Genomic DNA, 15955 nt, shown 5'->3' with positions numbered 1-15955 from the left:
TTCTACTATTATTGTAGATAGTGTCCGCGCGAACGGAATGCAAGCATGCGCTTGCGTCAGTGCGAATGCGATGATCTGCATCAAGCCGGTTGCCGGGGAGGAAATTCCGATGCACAAGCTCCGAGAACCCGCCGTTGCCGGCATGTTCTATCCCGATGACCCGGCCACGCTGCGTCGGCAGATCCAGGCACTGCTGACCGAAGCCGAAGCCGCCGCCACCGGCCCCGCCCCCAAGGCGATCATCGCGCCCCATGCCGGTTATGTGTACTCCGGACCGGTGGCCGCCAGCGTCTACGGCCGGCTGGCGCCCGCCCGCGACCGCATCCGGCGGGTGGTGCTGCTCGGGCCTTCGCACCGGGTGCCCTTCCATGGGCTGGCCGCGCCCAGCAACGAGGCCTTCCGCACGCCCCTGGGCGACGTCCCGCTGGATACCGAGGCCATCGCCGGGCTGAGCGGATTTCCCCAGGTGCAGGTCCGTGACGACGCCCACGCCTGGGAGCACAGCCTGGAGGTACAGCTGCCCTTCCTGCAGACCGTGCTGGGTGAGTTCAAGCTGATCCCGCTGGTGGTGGGGGATGCCGGCTATGCCGAGGTGAGAGAGGTGCTGGACCACCTCTGGGGCGGGGACGAGACCCTGATCGTGATCAGTTCGGACCTCAGCCATTATCACGACTACGACACCGCCCGCGCCCTGGACCGGGCCACCTCGGTGGCCATCGAGGCGCTGGCCCCGGAACGCATCGACTACGACCACGCCTGCGGCCGCACCCCGGTCGGGGGGCTGCTGCTGGCCGCCCGCGCCCGTGGCCTGCACGCCCACACCCTGGACCTGCGCAACTCGGGAGATACCGCCGGACCGCGCAACCAGGTGGTCGGATACGGGGCCTATGCCATCGACTGAATCCCGCTTCAGCGCTGAGCAGCGCCGCGCCCTGATCGACCTGGCGCGGGCCTCCATCCGTCACGGGCTGGATCATGGCCGGCCGCTGCCGGTGGACCCGCAGAGCTTCGATCCTGACCTGCGCGAACCCGGGGCGGCCTTCGTCACCCTGCATCGTGACGCCGCCCTGCGCGGCTGCATCGGCAGCTTGGAGCCGCGCCAGCCGCTGGTCGAGGAAATCAGCCACAACGCCTACGCGGCGGCGTTCCGGGATCCGCGCTTCCCGCCGCTGACCCGGGGTGAATATCCGGACCTGGAAGTGTCCATTTCCGTGCTCGGCCCGAGCGAACCGCTGGAGTTCAGCCACGAGGCCGACCTGCTGCGCCAGCTGCGGCCGGGCATCGACGGCCTGATTCTGGAGGCGGATGGCCGCCGCGGCACCTTCCTGCCCACGGTCTGGGCGTCCCTGCCGGAACCGGCCGATTTTCTGGCCGAACTCAAGCGCAAGGCCGGGCTGCCGCCCGATTACTGGTCGGACCGGCTGCGGATCAGCCGCTACACCACCGAGAGCTTCGGCTGAACCGGCATTGCGCTGCACCTCAGCCCGTCGTCCGCCCCGGCTCCCACGCCTGGCCCGCGAAGGCCGTATCCAGCGGGGTTGCGGCGATGTGGTTGGTGTAGTTGCTCAAGGTCTTGAGCGCGACGATGGTGATCACATCCAGCACCTCCCGCTGCCCATAACCGGCGTCGTGAAACGCCTGCAACTCCGCCTCCGGTACCCAGCCGCGGTGCGACATGACCGCCAGGGTGAAGCGGCGCAGTGCCTCCAGCTTCGCATCGGGCAGTTCGCCTTGCGCACGCAGGGCTTCCAGCACTGCCGGGTCCATCTTCACCCTCTGCGCCAGCGCCGAGTGCGCCCCGACACAATAGGTACAGCCGTTGTCGGCGCTGACCGTGAGCATCACCACCTGCTGCTCCACTGGGTCCAGCCCGGCGTGCTGGAGGATATCGGTAACGGCCGCATAGGCCCGCAGCGCGGCCGGCGACTCGGCCAGCACTCCGAACAGGTTGGGCACGAAACCGTAGGCCTGTTCGGCCTGCTCCAGGATCCCGCGCGAGGCTTCCGGCGCAGTTTGCCTGTCGTGGAGGGTATAGCTCATGACGGATCTCCATGTTGGGTTGCTTCAAGAAAACTCTGATTGATTCCCTTTTGTCATACCGGCGAAGCCGGCATGACGGATTAACCAGGCATGGTCATTCCCGCGCAAGCGGGAATCCATGAACCGTCGAGGCTGCTGGATCACCGCCTGCGCGGTAACTGCAGCCATCGATTCCGGCCCCTGAGTAATATGGACCGTTCAGTCCATATTTGGCGAAAATTTTTTCAGCGCAGTGCCGACAGGGTCACGCCGGCAATGCGCCGGATCGCGGCTGCGCTGGCGCCGGCCTTGGTCAGGCTGCGCAGACCGCTCATGTTGGTGACCAGATAGTCGGCCAGCAGGCCGGCATCCCGCTCGGCGGGGATGTCGCCCTCGGCCTGCGCCCGCTTGATGGCCTGCAGGAACACCTTGCGAAAGCGTGCGGTTCCAGCCTTGACCCGCGCGGCCACTTCGGCATCGCTCTGCCCGAACTCGCTGGCGGTATTCATGACCAGGCAGCCACGGCGGGCATCCTCGCCCTGCACCTCCCCGGCCACCGAGTCGAGCATGCCGGCAATGAAGTCCCATGCCCGCGGCGCGGCCTCCAGCTGCTGCTGCATACCGCGCGCCAGACTGTCGCGGTAGTGATCGATGCAGCGGCCGAACAACGCATGTTTGCTGCCGAAGGCCTGATAGAAACTGCTTTTGGACAGCCGCATCTCGCGCAGCAGATCCTGCAGCGAAGTGGCTTCATAGCCCTGGCGCCAGAACAGCTGCATCGCCGCCTCCAGGGCGGCGTCGGGATCGAATTCAAGGGGTCTTCCGGCGGGCATGCGAAGAATACTGGACCGATCAGTCCCGTATGTCAATCGCGGGTATCGGCCTCGGGGGCGGCCAGCAGACCGCGGGCCTCGTCGTAGCTCAGACCCTCGATGCCGCTTTTCTGCATGGATACCCGCAGCGAGGCCGCCAGCGCGGAGGCGCACACCCGCTGATAGAAAGGCAGGGATGCATCGAACACCGGCAGGGCCTCATCGACCGTCCCGGCATTCTCCAGCCGCTGTTCGAAGGCCAGCTTCTTCGCCTCGATCAGGCGCAGCAGGGCCGTGTCCTGTGCCGCGGCCGCGTCCAGGGTCAGGGTCCAGGTGATGTCATCCTGCAGGGTGCACTCGCCGATCACCTGCCCGTGGGCGGCGGCCGACCACTCATGCGGGGCCAGCATGGACAACCAGAAGCGCTCGCCCTTGCGGTAGAGCCAGTAGCTGTGACCGACCACGGGCCGGAACTTGAAATCGCTTTCCAGCACGAACAGGGAAGTGAACAGTTCACTGGAGATCTGGTCGATGCGTTTGGGCGGCACCGCGATGGCGGCCCGGCTCGCCGCCAGGCTCTCGAGCACCGGCACCAGGCCCTTGCCCTGGGGATTGGGGGTCTTGTCCATGGTTACAGGATTGGGTAGTGGGAAAAATCAAATGCGCCACGGAATACACGGAAAGCACGGAAATCTTATTGTCATTGGGCATGGCGCTTCGCGCCAGCCAATGACAATGCCTGTAGTCATGGGTTTGTCCGTGTTTTCCGTGTATTCCGTGGCGCTCTTCAGGCTCTTTATCTTACCAAGCCGCCCGCCGACGGCTCAAACCAGCAGCAGCGCCAGTCCGGTCAGACCGAACATCAGGGCCGCGGTCGCCAGCGGCCGCCGCACGGCTCCGGCCTGTGGATGCATCAGCGGCATGACGACCCGGCGCTGGCCGTTGCGGCGCTCGATGCAGGGCGGATCCAGCCGCCGGGGCTGGACTCTGGCAGTGCTGCGTTCATCGGCCTCAGCCCGGGCCGCGGCCAGCCGCCGGCGTCCGGCCTCGCTGTCCGCGTCGCGCATCACCTCGGGGATCAGTTCAGGATGATCCCCCAGCTGCCGCCAGTGATGGCGGTCGGGGCTGATTTCGTCGGCCTCCCGCAGCCGGCCGAGCAGGATATAACGGCTGATTTCGCCCCCCTGATAGGGGCCCCGCACCTGGCCGGCACGGCGGGTGAACCAGAACTGTTCGGTGGACGCTGTCATCGGGGTAGGCTTACTCTCTGTTCCAGGGCCTGCTCCCCAATTTAGCGGGCCGCCGGCCGATATATTGAGACAGGCTTCAAGGAATCGACTTATGCAACCCACCGGCCCCGGACTCCCGCCCCTGCCCCCGGCCCCGTCGGGAACGAAGGCCGCCGCCACGGCCGCGACCTGGCGGGTCGGCCAGGTGCTGCAGGGCCTGGTGGTGCGCGAATCCAGCCAGGGCCAGACCCCGCTGCAGATCGGACGCCAGCTGGTCCAGGCGCGCACCGGCAGTCTGCAACTCAGTCCGGGCCAGCCGCTGCGCCTGGAAGTGGTCAGCCTGAGCCGCGACCTGCCGGTACTGCGCCTGCTCGACACCCTGCGTCAGGACACGGTCAGCCAGGCCCTGCGCCAGGCGCTGCCGGCCCAGCGGCCGCTGCCCCAGGCGCTGACACTGCTGAACCAGCTGGCGGCGCTGCCCGATGCTGCCCGCAGCGCACCGCAACTCTCCCGGCTGGTGCGCAGCGTCATCCAGCAGCTGCCCGACCCGGCCCGGGTCGGCACCCCCGAGGGCCTGCGCCAGGCCCTGACCAACAGCGGCCTGTTCCTGGAAGGCAAGCTGGCCCGCGCCGCCGCCCAGGCCGGCAATGCCCGCGCGGCCGCCGGGCAATCGCCACTGCCGGCGCAGACCGCCGTCCAGGGGGATTTCAAGGCCGGCCTGCTGCAGCTGGCCGCCGGGCTGCGCCAGGCCGCCGTTACCACCGGTTCAGCCCGCCCCCCTGCCGCTGCCGGCAGTCCGGCGCCCCCGGTATCGCCGCTGACGGCGGGTGCGCCGCCCCTGGCGGCGGCCCTGGCTGCGGCGGTCGGCAAGGCCGCGCCACTGCCGGCCCTGGAGAGCCTGGCGTCCCTGCGTCCCGGCATGCCGCCGCGGCCGCAGGCCGGGGTCGACGGCCGCACGCTGCGGCTGGACCTGGCCCAGCTGCTGCAGCGCGGGGGCTTGCTGCAGCAGGTGGAGTCGGCCCTGTCACGAGTCAAGCTCAACCAGCTGGCCTCGCTGCCGCAGGAACGCCAGCAGCCGCCGGAATGGCTGGTGGAACTGCCGGTGCGCCGTGGCGAGGATGCGATTGATGTCTGGGGCCTGCGCCTGCGCCGCGAGGGCGGCCGCAGCGACAGCGAGACTGCCCGGAACGGCGCCGGCTGGACCGTAATGCTGGCCTTCGACCTGCCCGGACTGGGGCCGGTGCAGGCCCGCGTCAGTCTGAGCGGGGAACGCCAAATCAGCACCCGCTTCCTGAGTGAACAGGGCGAGCCCCTGCGCCGGCTGAGCGAACACCTGCCCCGGCTGCGCGCCCGGCTGGAGCAATCCGGACTGGTGGTACAGGACCTGGACGTCAAGCGCGGCCGTCTGCGCGAACCACCGGCACCGCCACCTCGCGGCCCCATCCTGGACGACCAGGCATGAGCCGGGACGACACCACACCGAAACCGGAACTGGCTGTGGCCCTGCAGTACGACGGGGAGCGGGCGCCGCGGGTCACTGCCAAGGGCACTGGCGAACTGGCCGAGCAGATCATCGCCCTGGCGCGCGAGCATGAGGTGCCGCTGCAGGAGAACGCCCCCATGGTGGAGTTGCTGTCGAAACTGGAACTGGGTGAAGAGATCCCGCCGGCGCTGTATCTGGCCGTGGCCGAGATCATCGCCTTCGCCTATTACATCAGCGGCAAGGCACCCCAATAGTTGTCAGGCAGCGTGCGGGGAAGGCCGCGCTTATCGCGGTCTGCAGGCCGGCGCCTGCATTCACACTGGACAAGGCGGGCAGTGGATGAAAGAATCCGCCCTCTCGCGCATGCCCCGGGCATGCAGCCGCTTGACTCACTGACGGGGGGCCGCCGCATGAGGAACAAGCCGCTCAGGACCGAGCTTTCCCCACAGGCTCCCGCCACCTCCCCCGGCGAGCCGGGCGCCTCCGGTCTGCACCGCTTCATCGTCCAGCGCCATCCCGGCAGTCCCTGGCACTATGACCTGCGGCTGGAGATCGGCGACGTCATGGTCTCCTGGGCCGTGCCCAAAGGGGTGTCCACCGAACCCGACGACCGCCGCCTCGCCATCCAGACCGGAGATCAGCCGCTCGACCAGAGTGTGTTCCGCGGCCCCCTGCCCGCACCGGACACGCCGGACCCCGCAGTACTGGTGTGGGATACCGGCCATTACCGCAACCTGCGCAGCGACGGACGCTCCATGCGCCAGTCGGTGCAGGACGGGCTGGTGCAGATCTGGCTGGAAGGCGGCAAGCTGCAGGGCGGCTATGCGCTCAAGCGCACCTACCGCGGCCGCCATCCGGGCTGGCAGCTGTTCAAGCTGGACGACACGGCGGCCTGAGAGGCAGTCACGTAGGTCGGGTTAGCGAAGCGTAACCCGACAGTGCTGCAGATGATGTCGGGTTACGCCCTATCAGGCTAACCCGACCTACGGAACTGGATTCCGACCTGCGCCGGAATGACGTACAGGCGTTGCTGAACCCGGCAGGAGAGGTATGAGCGAGTTCAGCCGGCGCGGGCCACGCCGTGCAGCATCACGAGCAGATCGGCCTCGCCGCGGGTCAGACCGCACTGGCGGATCAGCGCCTCGGCATCGGCCCCGCCCTGCACCAGCTGGATGGCCTGCTGGTAGGGCCGGTCGCCGCCCGCGCGCATTTCGGTCTGGCTCTGACGCTCGCTCAACCGGCGGACCCGGTTCTCGACCTGCACCAGATGCTCGCCGGCACCGACCGAGGCGCGGGTCAGGGCGGCCAGATCACCCTGCAGCGCGCTCAGGTCGGATTCCCGCCCGGCCAGCCGTTCCTGCAGGGTCTGCAGTTCACGTCGCTGGCGCCGCTGGGCACGGATCAGCCCGATCAGGGAGACCGCCCAGAGCAGCGCGAGAATGCCGATGCCGATTTCGATGTTCATGCGTATTCGTCTATCCGGTGTCCGTCGTCGCCGTCGCGACGCCTGTCCTGTTTGTCCCGCGAACGGTTTGCGTTCTTGTCGCGGCGCTTGCCCGAGCCGTCACGTTCCTTGATCCGCTCGCCGGGCTGCACCCGCTCGAACGGCGACGGAGATGGAAGCCTTCCAATGTCCGCCATCTTCATTCATCCCGTGCTACAAGGCCATCAGCTCCATCCATTCCTCATCGGTCAGCAGCTTGTTCAGATCGATCAGGATGAGCAGGTTGCCATCGCGGCTGGCAACGCCCTGGATGTACTTGGAGCTCTCGTCATTGCCCACGTTGGGGGCCGAGTCGATTTCGGCGCTGTTCAGATCCATCACCTCGGCCACGGAATCGACCAGGATGCCGACCACCTGGCGCTCGGCCTCGATGATCACGATGCGCGAGGAGTCGTCGGGTTCGCGCGGCGGCAGGCCCAGGCGCAGGCGGGTATCGATAACGGTGACCACATTGCCGCGCAGGTTGATGATGCCCAGCACATAGTCCGGGGCACCGGGCACGGGCGCGATCTCAGTCCAGCGCAGGACCTCCTGGACCAGCATCACATTGATGCCATAGACCTCATCCGCCAGGCGGAAGGTCACACACTGGAAATGCTTGTCGTCAACGCTCTGAGCTGCCTGGTTCATGGTTCGCCTCTGATTCGGATTCCCCCGGGCGGGACCGGGGCTGTCAATCTTCAGTCGTCACAATTGACCCATAACTTGAATTTGCAGAAATCGTGCCAGCCACAGCCAACCTTACCTTCAATCACGTCATCCCCGCGCAGGCGGGGATCCAGCAGCCGCGGCGGTTTAAGGGTTCCCGCCTGCGCGGGAATGACGGCAAGGGTGCCCCGGAGCACCCCTGGCGTTCATTTTTTTCCGAGTAATTCCGTGCGTCTTCGTGGCCACACCCCGCAATCAGGCCGTCTCCGGCCCTTCCTCGGTCAGCATGCCCGCCAGGGCATCGGTATCCAGCAGGGCGCACATGTGCTCGATGACGGTTCCGGCCAGCCAGGGCCGCCTGCCGTTCCCGGTCCGCCACTTCACGTCGTCGCGGCTGAGTGTGATCACGTCGCCGACCGCGTCACAGGCCAGGCCCCAGCGGTTGTCGTCGATCATCACCACCTTGCCCAGGCGGCCGCTGTCCGCCGGCGCCAGCTGCGCATACTGCGCCGGCGGCAGGACGATGGCGGCCACGTCGACCAGCCGGGCCCGCAGGCCATGATACTCACGCAGGCCCAGGAACAAGGGACTGTGATTGGGCATTTCGGTCAGGGCCGCATCGTCCCAGGTCGCCACTCCGCTGAGACGGGCCAGCGGCACCGCCAGGGTCAGGCCGGCGACCTGGAACAGCAGACACTGGAACTCGCCCCCGGCCCAGTCGGGGTGCGCCGCTGCAGCGGGTTGCGCTGCGACTTCCGGAACGGGCGCCGGCTCGACCTCCGGCGCGGCCGGTGCGGGTGAAGGTGCGGCCGGCGCAGCGGGAGCCGGCGCCGGCACGGCGCGGGCCTCGGGCTGCGGTTGCGGCTCGGGTGCGGTTTCGACTTCGGGCGCCGGGGTCAGCAGCGCGTTCAGATAGGCCCCGAGCGCGAGTTGCTGGTCGAGCATGACCAGGTTCTCTTCCGCCGTACGGGTCCGGACCCGGCTCTGGGTGGATGGTTTCATGCCCATGCCTGGTCCTGTACCGGGGGATGGGGAACGGCCGCCTCGCCGTCGCGCTGCAGCAGATGATCCAGCAGCCGGACATAGGCGCGGGCGCCGCGGGCGCTGCGCTGGGACAATGACAACGGTTTGCCGGCCTTGCTGGCCTCGCGGAACTGGGTGTCGACCGGAATCACCTCCGACCACAACCGCTCGGGATAACGCTGGCGCAGTACGTCCAGGGCCTCGCCCGAGGCACGGGTGCGACGGTCGTACATGGTCGGCACGATCAGGTGCGCCGGGCTCTCGCCGCGGGCGCGGGCGATCATCTTGAGGGTATGCAGCATGCGCTCCAGCCCCTTCAGGGCCAGGAACTCGCACTGCACCGGGATGAGCAGCTGATCGCAGGCGGCCAGCGCATTGACCATCAGCACCCCCAGCATGGGCGGACAGTCCATGAACACGTAATCGAAACGCGCGTCCAGGTCCTGCAGGGCGCGGGCGATGACCAGGCCCATGCCCTCCTCCGCGCCGAGCTGCCGGTCCAGGGTGGCCAGGGCGGTCGATGCCGGCAGCAGGGAAAGATTCTCGAACCCGGTCTCGAGCAGCACCTGGTCGTAGCGCGGCTCGGGGCGCTTGTCGGCGCGATCCTTGAACAGGGTGTAGACCGACAACTCGATGCCGTCCGGGTCCTGCCCGAAATAGGTGGTCAGCGAGCCATGCGGGTCCAGATCGATGAGCAATACCCGCTCGCCCTCGCCGGACAGCTGTCCGGCCAGGGTGACGGCGGTGGTGGTCTTGCCCACCCCGCCCTTCTGATTGGCGACGGCCCAGATCTTTTTCATTGCCCTGGTTTCCAGTTGCCGGAATTTCGGAAAACCCGGTTGACGGTCATCCGACCTTTGAATTCTTCCGTCATTCCGGCGCAGGCCGGAATCCATCAACCACTGCGGTATCTGGATCCCGGCCTGCGCCGGGATGACGATGGCGCAAGGTCGACCCTTGCCTTATACAGAACTTGCAAGATGCGGACCGATCTGTCCCAGCGACAGTACCTCGTCGGCCAGGCCGGCATCGGCCACTGCGCCCGGCATGCCGTAGATAACGCAACTCGCCTCGTCCTGGGTCCAGACGCTGGCCCCGCCCTGCTTCAGCGCGCGCGCGCCCTCGCGACCGTCGGCACCCATGCCGGTCAGCACGATCGCCAGCGCCCTGGCGTGAAAGACCCGGGCCACGGATTCGAAGGCCAGGTCCACGCAGGGCCGGTAATGCTGAGCCGGGTCGTCATAGACCCGCAGGCAGACCCGCGGTCCCTGGCTCTCCACTGCCAGCTGCCGGCCGCCCGGGGCGAGATAGGCCACGCCCGGCTGCAGCGCCTCGCCGTCCTCGGCCTCCTTGACCTGGATACTGCACTGCTGGTTCAACCGCTCGGCGAAGGCCGGGGTGAAGCTGGCGGGCATGTGCTGGATCAGCAGCAGCGGCAGCGGAAAACTCGCGGGCAGACGACCCAGCACCTGCTGCAATGCCACCGGCCCGCCGGTCGAACTGCCGATGGCGATCAGCCGGAAGTCGCCCTTGCGCGCCGCAGGCTGCAGCCGCGGCGCGGCCGGCGCCGCCGGGCGGGCGACGGCCGGGCGTGCCGCCGGGGCCTGCTGCATGCGCAGCCCCTCCAGGCCGATGGCCCGCACCCGGTTGCGCAGGGTGCGCTTGGCCTCTTCCTTGTCCCGGGAGAATTCGTCGAAGCGCTTGGGCAGAAAATCCAGCGCACCGGCCTCGAGCGCATTCAGGGTGGCCTGGGCGCCCTCGTAAGTGAGCGAGGAGAACATCAGCACGGCGGTGGGCCGCAGCGCCATGATGCGCCGCACCGCCGTGATGCCGTCCATCACCGGCATCTCGATGTCCATGGTGACCACGTCGGGCTTGAGCGCCAGCACCTGGCGCACGGCCTCCTGGCCGTTGGCGGCAGTGCCGACGACCTCGAGCTTGGCATCCCCCTCCAGGATCTCCACGATGCGGCGGCGGAAGAAACCCGAGTCGTCCACCACCAGGACGCGCAGGCGGGAAGCGGTATTTTCCTTGTTGGCGAGCGACACCCTGTGCCTCCCCGGACTCAGAACCGGCTGGCGTATTTGCGCATCAGACTGGGCACATCCAGGATCAGGGCGATGCGGCCGTCGCCGGTGATGGTCGCACCGGCAAAGCCGGGCATACCGTTGAGCATGGCGGTCAGCGGCTTGATCACCACTTCCTCCTGACCGATGAGTTCATCGACGACAAAACCGACCCGCTGGCTGCCGACGTTGACCAGCACCACATGCCCCTGGCCCTTCTCCTCTTCACTCAGGCTGTAACAGTCCTTGACCAGCCAGGTACGCAGGTAGAACAGCGGGATGGCCTTCTCGCGCATGCGCACCACCAGCTGGCCGTCGACCACGTTGGTCTGCTTGATGTCCAGATCGAAGATCTCGATCACGCTGGCCAACGGCAGGGCGAAGGGCTGGTCGCCCAGCACCACCATCAGGGTCGGCATGATGGCCAGGGTCAGCGGTACCCGGATGCTCAGGCGCGAGCCGCGGCCCAGGCGCGAGTCGATCTCCACGCTGCCGTTGAGCTGGCCGATGCGGGTCTTGACGACGTCCATGCCCACGCCGCGGCCGGAGATATCGGAGATCTCGGTCTTGGTGGAGAAACCGGGGGCGAAGATCAGGTTGTAGGCCTCGTGGTCGTCCAGCCGGGCGGCCGCCTCCTCGTCCATCAGCCCCTTCTCCACCGCCTTGCGCCGCAGCGCGTCGGGGTCCATGCCCTTGCCGTCGTCCTCAATGGACAGCAGGATGTGGTCACCCTCCTGCTCGGCGGCCAGGATCACGGTGCCGGCGCGTGGCTTGCCGGCGGCCTCGCGCTCCTCTGGCGATTCGATGCCGTGGTCCACGGCGTTGCGCACCAGGTGCACCAGCGGATCGGCCAGGGCCTCGACCAGGTTCTTGTCCAGGTCGGTCTCCTCGCCCTGCATCTCCAGATTGATTTCCTTCTCCATGGCCCGGGCCAGGTCGCGCACCACGCGCGGGAAGCGGCCGAACACCTTCTTGATCGGCTGCATGCGGGTCTTCATCACCGAGGTCTGCAGATCGGCGGTGACCACGTCCAGATTGGCCACGGCCTTGCTGATCTCCTCGTTGCTGGCGGCCTTTTCCTGGCCCAGGTTCTGTTTGAGCGTGGCCAGGCGGTTGCGCACCAGCACCAGTTCGCCGACCAGATTCATGATCTCGTCCAGGCGGCGGGTGTCCACGCGCACCGAGGTCTCGGCCTGGGGCGCCGGGGCTTTGGCCGGCGCGGAACGCTCCTCGGCCTTCGCGGCAGGTGCCGGGCGCTCCTGTTTCGCTGCCGGGGCGGCAGCCGCCGGGGCGCTGGCCACGGCGGCATCGCCACCGCCGGCAGGGGCGGCGCCCTGGCCATGCAGCTGATCCAGCAGGGCCTCGAATTCATCGTCGGTAATCAGTTCCCCGCCGCCGGCAGGCGCAGCTTCACCGTCAGCACTGGCGGCAGCCGCAGGGGGCGCAGCCGGTGCCTGGCTTTCGCCCTTGCCCGGCGCGCCTTTGGCGCCGTGCAGCTGGTCCAGCAGGGCCTCGAATTCCTCTTCACTGATCTCGTCGCCGCCGGCGGTCTGCTCGCCGGCCGCCGGTTCGGCAGCAGCGGTCGTGTCAGACCCGGCCTCGGAACCGGCACGGGCGGCATCGAGCATGGCCTCGAACTCATCGTCCGCGGCATCGCCCCCGGCATCACTGACGCCGGCCGGGGCTGCGGGCGTCGACGGCGCGGCATCCTCGGACTGGGGCTTGGCATAGGAGTTGAGCAGCGTGACCAGCGCCGGGTCGGCGGCGCCCGGCTCCTCACCGCCCTGGATCTCGGCGAACATGCCGTTGACCACGTCCACGGCCTTGAGCACGGCATCCATCAGGGTGGCGTCGGCGATGCGCTCGCCGTTGCGCAGGATATTGAACACATCCTCCGAGGTGTGGCAGATGGTGACCAGGTTATCCAGACCGAGGAAACTCGCTCCGCCCTTGATGGTGTGAAAACTGCGGAACACCGCATTGAGCAGGTCCTTGTCCTGGGGACTGCGCTCGAGCTGGATCAGCTGCTCGTTGAGTTGTTCCAGCAGTTCGCCCGCCTCGACCAGGAAGTCCTGGAGTATGTCGTCGTTGGGATCGAGACTCATAGCAATATTCCTTCAGCCTTCCTGTCCTTGCACTGGCGGCTCAAAAGCCCAGGCTGGAGAGCAGTTCATCCACGTCATCCTGGCTGTTGACCACCTCCGTGCCGGCATCAACCCCGGGCACCTGCGGGCCATAGCCCCTGGACATGTCCTTGTCCCTGTCGGCCTCCTCGGGAACGGTGTCCTTGAAATGCTGGCCGGAGATACGGATCAGGTGGACCAGGTTGTCCTCCACCTCGGTGACCAGGTTGATCACCCGGCGGATGATCTGGCCGGTAAGATCCTGGAACCCCTGCGCCATCATTACTTCCGAGAGACTGGCGTTGAGCGTGCCGGCATGGCGATGGGTCAGTTCGAGGAAGCTGTCGATCTCCGGGACCAGGGCCCGGAACTCCTCCAACTCCATATTCTTCTGCCGGAACCGGCTCCACTTGTCATGCAGATCGGTGGCGCGCTGCTGCAGTTCCTCGGCGATCGGCAGGCTCTGATCGACGGCGTTGAGCGTCTTGTGCGCCGATTCCTCGGTCATGCTGATGACGTGATTGAGCCGTTCCTTGGCATCCGGGATGTCGGACTCGGTCAGACTCGCGATGCGCGAGTCGATCTGAAAGTTGTTAAGCGCCTCGTGCAGTTCGCGGGTCAGTTTGCCCAACTCCACGAACAACCCCTCTTCCCGCTTGCGCGACAGGGTATCCAGCAGGTCGTTGACCGCCAGTTCGTTGCCGGCCTCCAGTTCGCTGACCAGTTCGCGGGCCATGGCGATGGTTTCCGGATCGGCCATCATGTTCTGTTCTGTCATTTATATTCCCCGCCGATCTGCTCAGGCCGAAGTACCGAGGCGCTCGAAGATCTTCTCGATCTTCTCCTTGAGCGTCACGGCGGTGAAGGGCTTGACGATATAGCCGTTCACGCCGGCCTGGGCGGCCTCGACGATCTGCTCCTTCTTGGCCTCGGCCGTCACCATCAGCACCGGGAGGCTGGCGAGCTTGGGATCGGCGCGCACGGCCTTGAGCAGATCGATGCCGGTCATGCCCGGCATGTTCCAGTCGGTGATCAGGAATTCATAATCGCCCGACTGCAGCATGGGCAGCCCGGTGGTGCCATCGTCCGCCTCGTGGGTATTGTTGTACCCAAGATCCCGAAGCAGGTTCTTGATGATCCGTCGCATCGTGGAAAAATCGTCCACGATCAAGATCTTCATGTTCTTGTCCAACACGACCTCCCGATAGTCGTCCAGTTGCTGCCGGCGGCTGCCGCCGCCGCGGCATTCAGCCCGTTTTCATCCTGTTGGCCATAGCGGCCGGTACGGCGATTTGCTTAGTTACTCTCGTCATTGCGAGGCGCGAAGCGCCGCGGCAATCTCTTAACGCAGCCTGAGCCGTTTGGAGATTGCCACGCCCCATAGAATCCCTTCGGGCTTCATCATGGGTACCCCACCCTTCGGGTCTGGGCATCGCAATGACGGGCGCGCTGCGCCGTCAACTCTGAACCCACTCACCCATGCGGGCGCGCAGCCGGATCAGGGCCTGGCCGTGGATCTGGCACACGCGCGACTCGGACACCCCCAGCACCTCGCCGATCTCGCGCAGGTTCAGTTCCTCGTCGTAGTACAGCGACATCACCAGGCGCTCGCGCTCCGGCAGGCCGGCGATGGCGTCGGCCAGCGCGCCCTGGAAATCCTCGTGCTGCAGGTTGTCCAGCGGCTCGTTGGGCTGCTCCAGCCCGCGCACTTCCTGCTCGTCGCCGAGCGCGCCCGGGTCCTCGAAACTGAACATGCGTGCGCCGGTCGCGTCCTGCAGGATGCGGTGATACTCGTCCAGACCGATGCCCAGCGCCTGGGCCACCTCGTGATCGCGGGCATCGCGGCCCATGGCGTTCTCGATCTCGCGCACCGCCTCGGCCACCTGGCGCGCCTTGCGGTGCACCGAACGCGGGGTCCAGTCGGTACGGCGGATCTCGTCGAGCATGGCGCCGCGGATACGGATACCGGCATAGGTCTCGAAGCTCGCACCCTGCGAGGGGTCGTAGTTCTTGGCCGCCTCCAGCAGGCCGATCATGCCGGCCTGGATCAGGTCGTCGGCCTGCACGCTGGGCGGCAGCCGGCTCATCAGGTGATAGGCGATCCGTTTGACCAGGGGCGCATGCTGGGTGACCAGCTCGTCCTGTCCACGTTCCTGTGTTGTTGCGTACATGGCGGCTCCGTTCATGGCAGGACCTCCATCTGTCCACTGCTGGAGGTAATCAATCGTTCCACAAAGAACTCCAGATGGCCGGCCGCCCCGGTCGGGATCGGCCAGTTGTCAGCCTTCTGGGCGAGATTCTTGAAGGCCATCGCGGCGCGCGAACGCGGGTAGGCGTCCACCACCGGCTTCTGGCGCTTGATGGCCTTGCGCAGATAATCGTCGTAGGGCACCGCCCCCATGAACTCGAGGGTGACGTCGAGGTAGCGCTCGGTCACCCGCGAGATCTTGTTGAACAGGTCGCGGCCCTCCTGGGCGCTGTGCGCCATGTTGGCCAGCACCCGGAAGCGCTGGGCGCCGTGGTCGCGGTTGAGCACCTTGATCAGGGCATAGGCGTCGGTGATCGAGGCCGGTTCGTCGCACACCACCACGATCACCTCCTGCGAGGCGCGCACGAAGCTGACCACGCTGTCGGCGATGCCGGCGGCGGTATCCACGATCAGGGTATCCAGCGGCTGGCTCAGTTCGCTGAAGGCGCGGATCACGCCGGCATGCTCGGCCGGGCTGAGCTGGGCCATCTGCTGGGTACCGCTGGCCGCCGGCACGATCTGCAGCCCGGCCGGGCCGGGCACGATGACCTCTTCCAGGGTACGGCTGCCGTCGATGACATGGGAAAGATCGTATTCGGGATGCAGCCCGAGCATGACATCGACGTTGGCCAGACCCAGGTCGGCATCCATCAGCATCACGTTCCGGCCGCTGTCCGCCAGGGCCACGGCGAGGTTGACCGAGACATTGGTCTTGCCCACGCCGCCTTTGCCGCTGGTCACCGCAATCACCCGAACCGGTTTGGGCTGAGTCATACTGCGCAGTCCGGCCGCCTGATCCA

The 15955-nt window shown here is 67.0% G+C and carries 20 protein-coding genes; 5 read left to right on the top strand and 15 right to left on the bottom strand.

All coding sequences use genetic code 11. The features are described 5' to 3' along the window. The first annotated feature begins 109 nt into the window (after positions 1–109). Both amrB and amrA read left to right on the top strand, forming a co-directional pair. Entirely contained in the window at positions 110–901 is a 792-nt protein-coding gene (gene amrB / locus CFK21_RS07375) for an AmmeMemoRadiSam system protein B (RefSeq protein WP_096367535.1), read from the top strand. Next, a complete protein-coding gene (gene amrA, locus CFK21_RS07370; RefSeq protein WP_096366060.1) occupies positions 888–1460 on the top strand; it encodes an AmmeMemoRadiSam system protein A in 573 nt (190 codons plus the stop codon). Before amrB ends, amrA begins: the two co-directional genes overlap by 14 nt. Before the next feature lie 19 nt (positions 1461–1479). On the opposite strand, the gene CFK21_RS07365 is transcribed toward amrA, so the two are convergent. The 4 genes from CFK21_RS07365 to CFK21_RS07350 form a co-directional block, all read right to left on the bottom strand. Beyond that, positions 1480–2040 (bottom strand): carboxymuconolactone decarboxylase family protein, encoded by a 561-nt coding sequence (locus tag CFK21_RS07365; RefSeq protein WP_096366059.1) that lies wholly within the window; start codon positions 2038–2040, stop codon positions 1480–1482. 224 nt (positions 2041–2264) lie between these two features. Next, positions 2265–2852 carry a TetR/AcrR family transcriptional regulator gene (locus tag CFK21_RS07360; RefSeq protein ID WP_096366058.1) on the bottom strand — a complete coding sequence of 196 codons (588 nt, stop codon included), beginning with the start codon at positions 2850–2852 and terminating at the stop codon, positions 2265–2267. Between the two features lie 32 nt (positions 2853–2884). Beyond that, positions 2885–3460, bottom strand: coding sequence for a DUF2452 domain-containing protein (locus tag CFK21_RS07355; RefSeq protein WP_096366057.1), 576 nt, complete (start codon positions 3458–3460; stop codon positions 2885–2887). Between the two features lie 195 nt (positions 3461–3655). After that, the gene (locus CFK21_RS07350; RefSeq protein WP_096366056.1) at positions 3656–4081 is read right to left on the bottom strand and encodes a hypothetical protein; all 426 of its coding nucleotides are present in this window, start codon (positions 4079–4081) and stop codon (positions 3656–3658) included. Between the two features lie 91 nt (positions 4082–4172). On the opposite strand from CFK21_RS07350, the gene fliK reads away from it, so the two are divergent. The 3 genes from fliK to CFK21_RS07335 all read left to right on the top strand — a co-directional run bounded on the left by fliK (position 4173) and on the right by CFK21_RS07335 (position 6439). After that, complete coding sequence (gene fliK / locus CFK21_RS07345; protein WP_157745492.1) at positions 4173–5522, top strand: flagellar hook-length control protein FliK; 1350 nt, start codon at positions 4173–4175, stop codon at positions 5520–5522. Next, entirely contained in the window at positions 5519–5797 is a 279-nt protein-coding gene (locus tag CFK21_RS07340; RefSeq protein WP_096366054.1) for an EscU/YscU/HrcU family type III secretion system export apparatus switch protein, read from the top strand. The genes fliK and CFK21_RS07340 overlap by 4 nt, the downstream gene beginning before the upstream one ends. Before the next feature lie 156 nt (positions 5798–5953). Beyond that, positions 5954–6439, top strand: coding sequence for a DNA polymerase ligase N-terminal domain-containing protein (locus tag CFK21_RS07335; protein WP_157745489.1), 486 nt, complete (start codon positions 5954–5956; stop codon positions 6437–6439). Between the two features lie 164 nt (positions 6440–6603). On the opposite strand, the gene CFK21_RS07330 is transcribed toward CFK21_RS07335, so the two are convergent. The 11 genes from CFK21_RS07330 to CFK21_RS07280 all read right to left on the bottom strand — a co-directional run bounded on the left by CFK21_RS07330 (position 6604) and on the right by CFK21_RS07280 (position 15929). Continuing rightward, positions 6604–7008 carry a DUF2802 domain-containing protein gene (locus CFK21_RS07330; protein WP_096366052.1) on the bottom strand — a complete coding sequence of 135 codons (405 nt, stop codon included), beginning with the start codon at positions 7006–7008 and terminating at the stop codon, positions 6604–6606. Continuing rightward, on the bottom strand, positions 7005–7190 hold the full coding sequence (locus CFK21_RS07325) for a hypothetical protein (RefSeq protein ID WP_096366051.1): 186 nt from the start codon (positions 7188–7190) through the stop codon (positions 7005–7007). Before CFK21_RS07325 ends, CFK21_RS07330 begins: the two co-directional genes overlap by 4 nt. A 10-nt stretch (positions 7191–7200) precedes the next feature. Next, the gene (locus CFK21_RS07320) at positions 7201–7677 is read right to left on the bottom strand and encodes a chemotaxis protein CheW (protein WP_096366050.1); all 477 of its coding nucleotides are present in this window, start codon (positions 7675–7677) and stop codon (positions 7201–7203) included. A gap of 273 nt (positions 7678–7950) precedes the next feature. Continuing rightward, positions 7951–8697, bottom strand: coding sequence for a chemotaxis protein CheW (locus CFK21_RS07315; RefSeq protein WP_157745486.1), 747 nt, complete (start codon positions 8695–8697; stop codon positions 7951–7953). Next, complete coding sequence (locus CFK21_RS07310) at positions 8694–9518, bottom strand: ParA family protein (protein ID WP_096366048.1); 825 nt, start codon at positions 9516–9518, stop codon at positions 8694–8696. The genes CFK21_RS07315 and CFK21_RS07310 overlap by 4 nt, the downstream gene beginning before the upstream one ends. A 162-nt stretch (positions 9519–9680) precedes the next feature. Then, positions 9681–10766 (bottom strand): protein-glutamate methylesterase/protein-glutamine glutaminase, encoded by a 1086-nt coding sequence (locus tag CFK21_RS07305; protein WP_231971578.1) that lies wholly within the window; start codon positions 10764–10766, stop codon positions 9681–9683. A 17-nt stretch (positions 10767–10783) separates the two neighbouring features. Then, positions 10784–12889: a chemotaxis protein CheA gene (locus CFK21_RS07300; protein ID WP_096366047.1), complete on the bottom strand. Its 2106-nt coding sequence runs from the start codon at positions 12887–12889 to the stop codon at positions 10784–10786. 40 nt (positions 12890–12929) lie between these two features. Then, positions 12930–13685 carry a protein phosphatase CheZ gene (locus CFK21_RS07295; protein ID WP_096366046.1) on the bottom strand — a complete coding sequence of 252 codons (756 nt, stop codon included), beginning with the start codon at positions 13683–13685 and terminating at the stop codon, positions 12930–12932. 21 nt (positions 13686–13706) lie between these two features. Continuing rightward, positions 13707–14099, bottom strand: a complete 393-nt coding sequence (cheY, locus tag CFK21_RS07290; protein WP_096366045.1) for a chemotaxis response regulator CheY — start codon at positions 14097–14099, stop codon at positions 13707–13709. Between the two features lie 265 nt (positions 14100–14364). After that, complete coding sequence (locus CFK21_RS07285) at positions 14365–15093, bottom strand: RNA polymerase sigma factor FliA (RefSeq protein ID WP_096366044.1); 729 nt, start codon at positions 15091–15093, stop codon at positions 14365–14367. Continuing rightward, positions 15090–15929: a MinD/ParA family protein gene (locus CFK21_RS07280; RefSeq protein ID WP_197703026.1), complete on the bottom strand. Its 840-nt coding sequence runs from the start codon at positions 15927–15929 to the stop codon at positions 15090–15092. Before CFK21_RS07280 ends, CFK21_RS07285 begins: the two co-directional genes overlap by 4 nt. Between the last annotated feature and the right edge of the window lie 26 nt (positions 15930–15955).

Origin of the sequence: Thiohalobacter thiocyanaticus (assembly GCF_002356355.1) — a bacterium.
Taxonomy (GTDB): domain Bacteria; phylum Pseudomonadota; class Gammaproteobacteria; order Thiohalobacterales; family Thiohalobacteraceae; genus Thiohalobacter; species Thiohalobacter thiocyanaticus_A.
The sequence above is the reverse complement of the archived record's forward strand: the minus strand, read 5'-3'. Positions and strand labels throughout refer to the sequence as shown.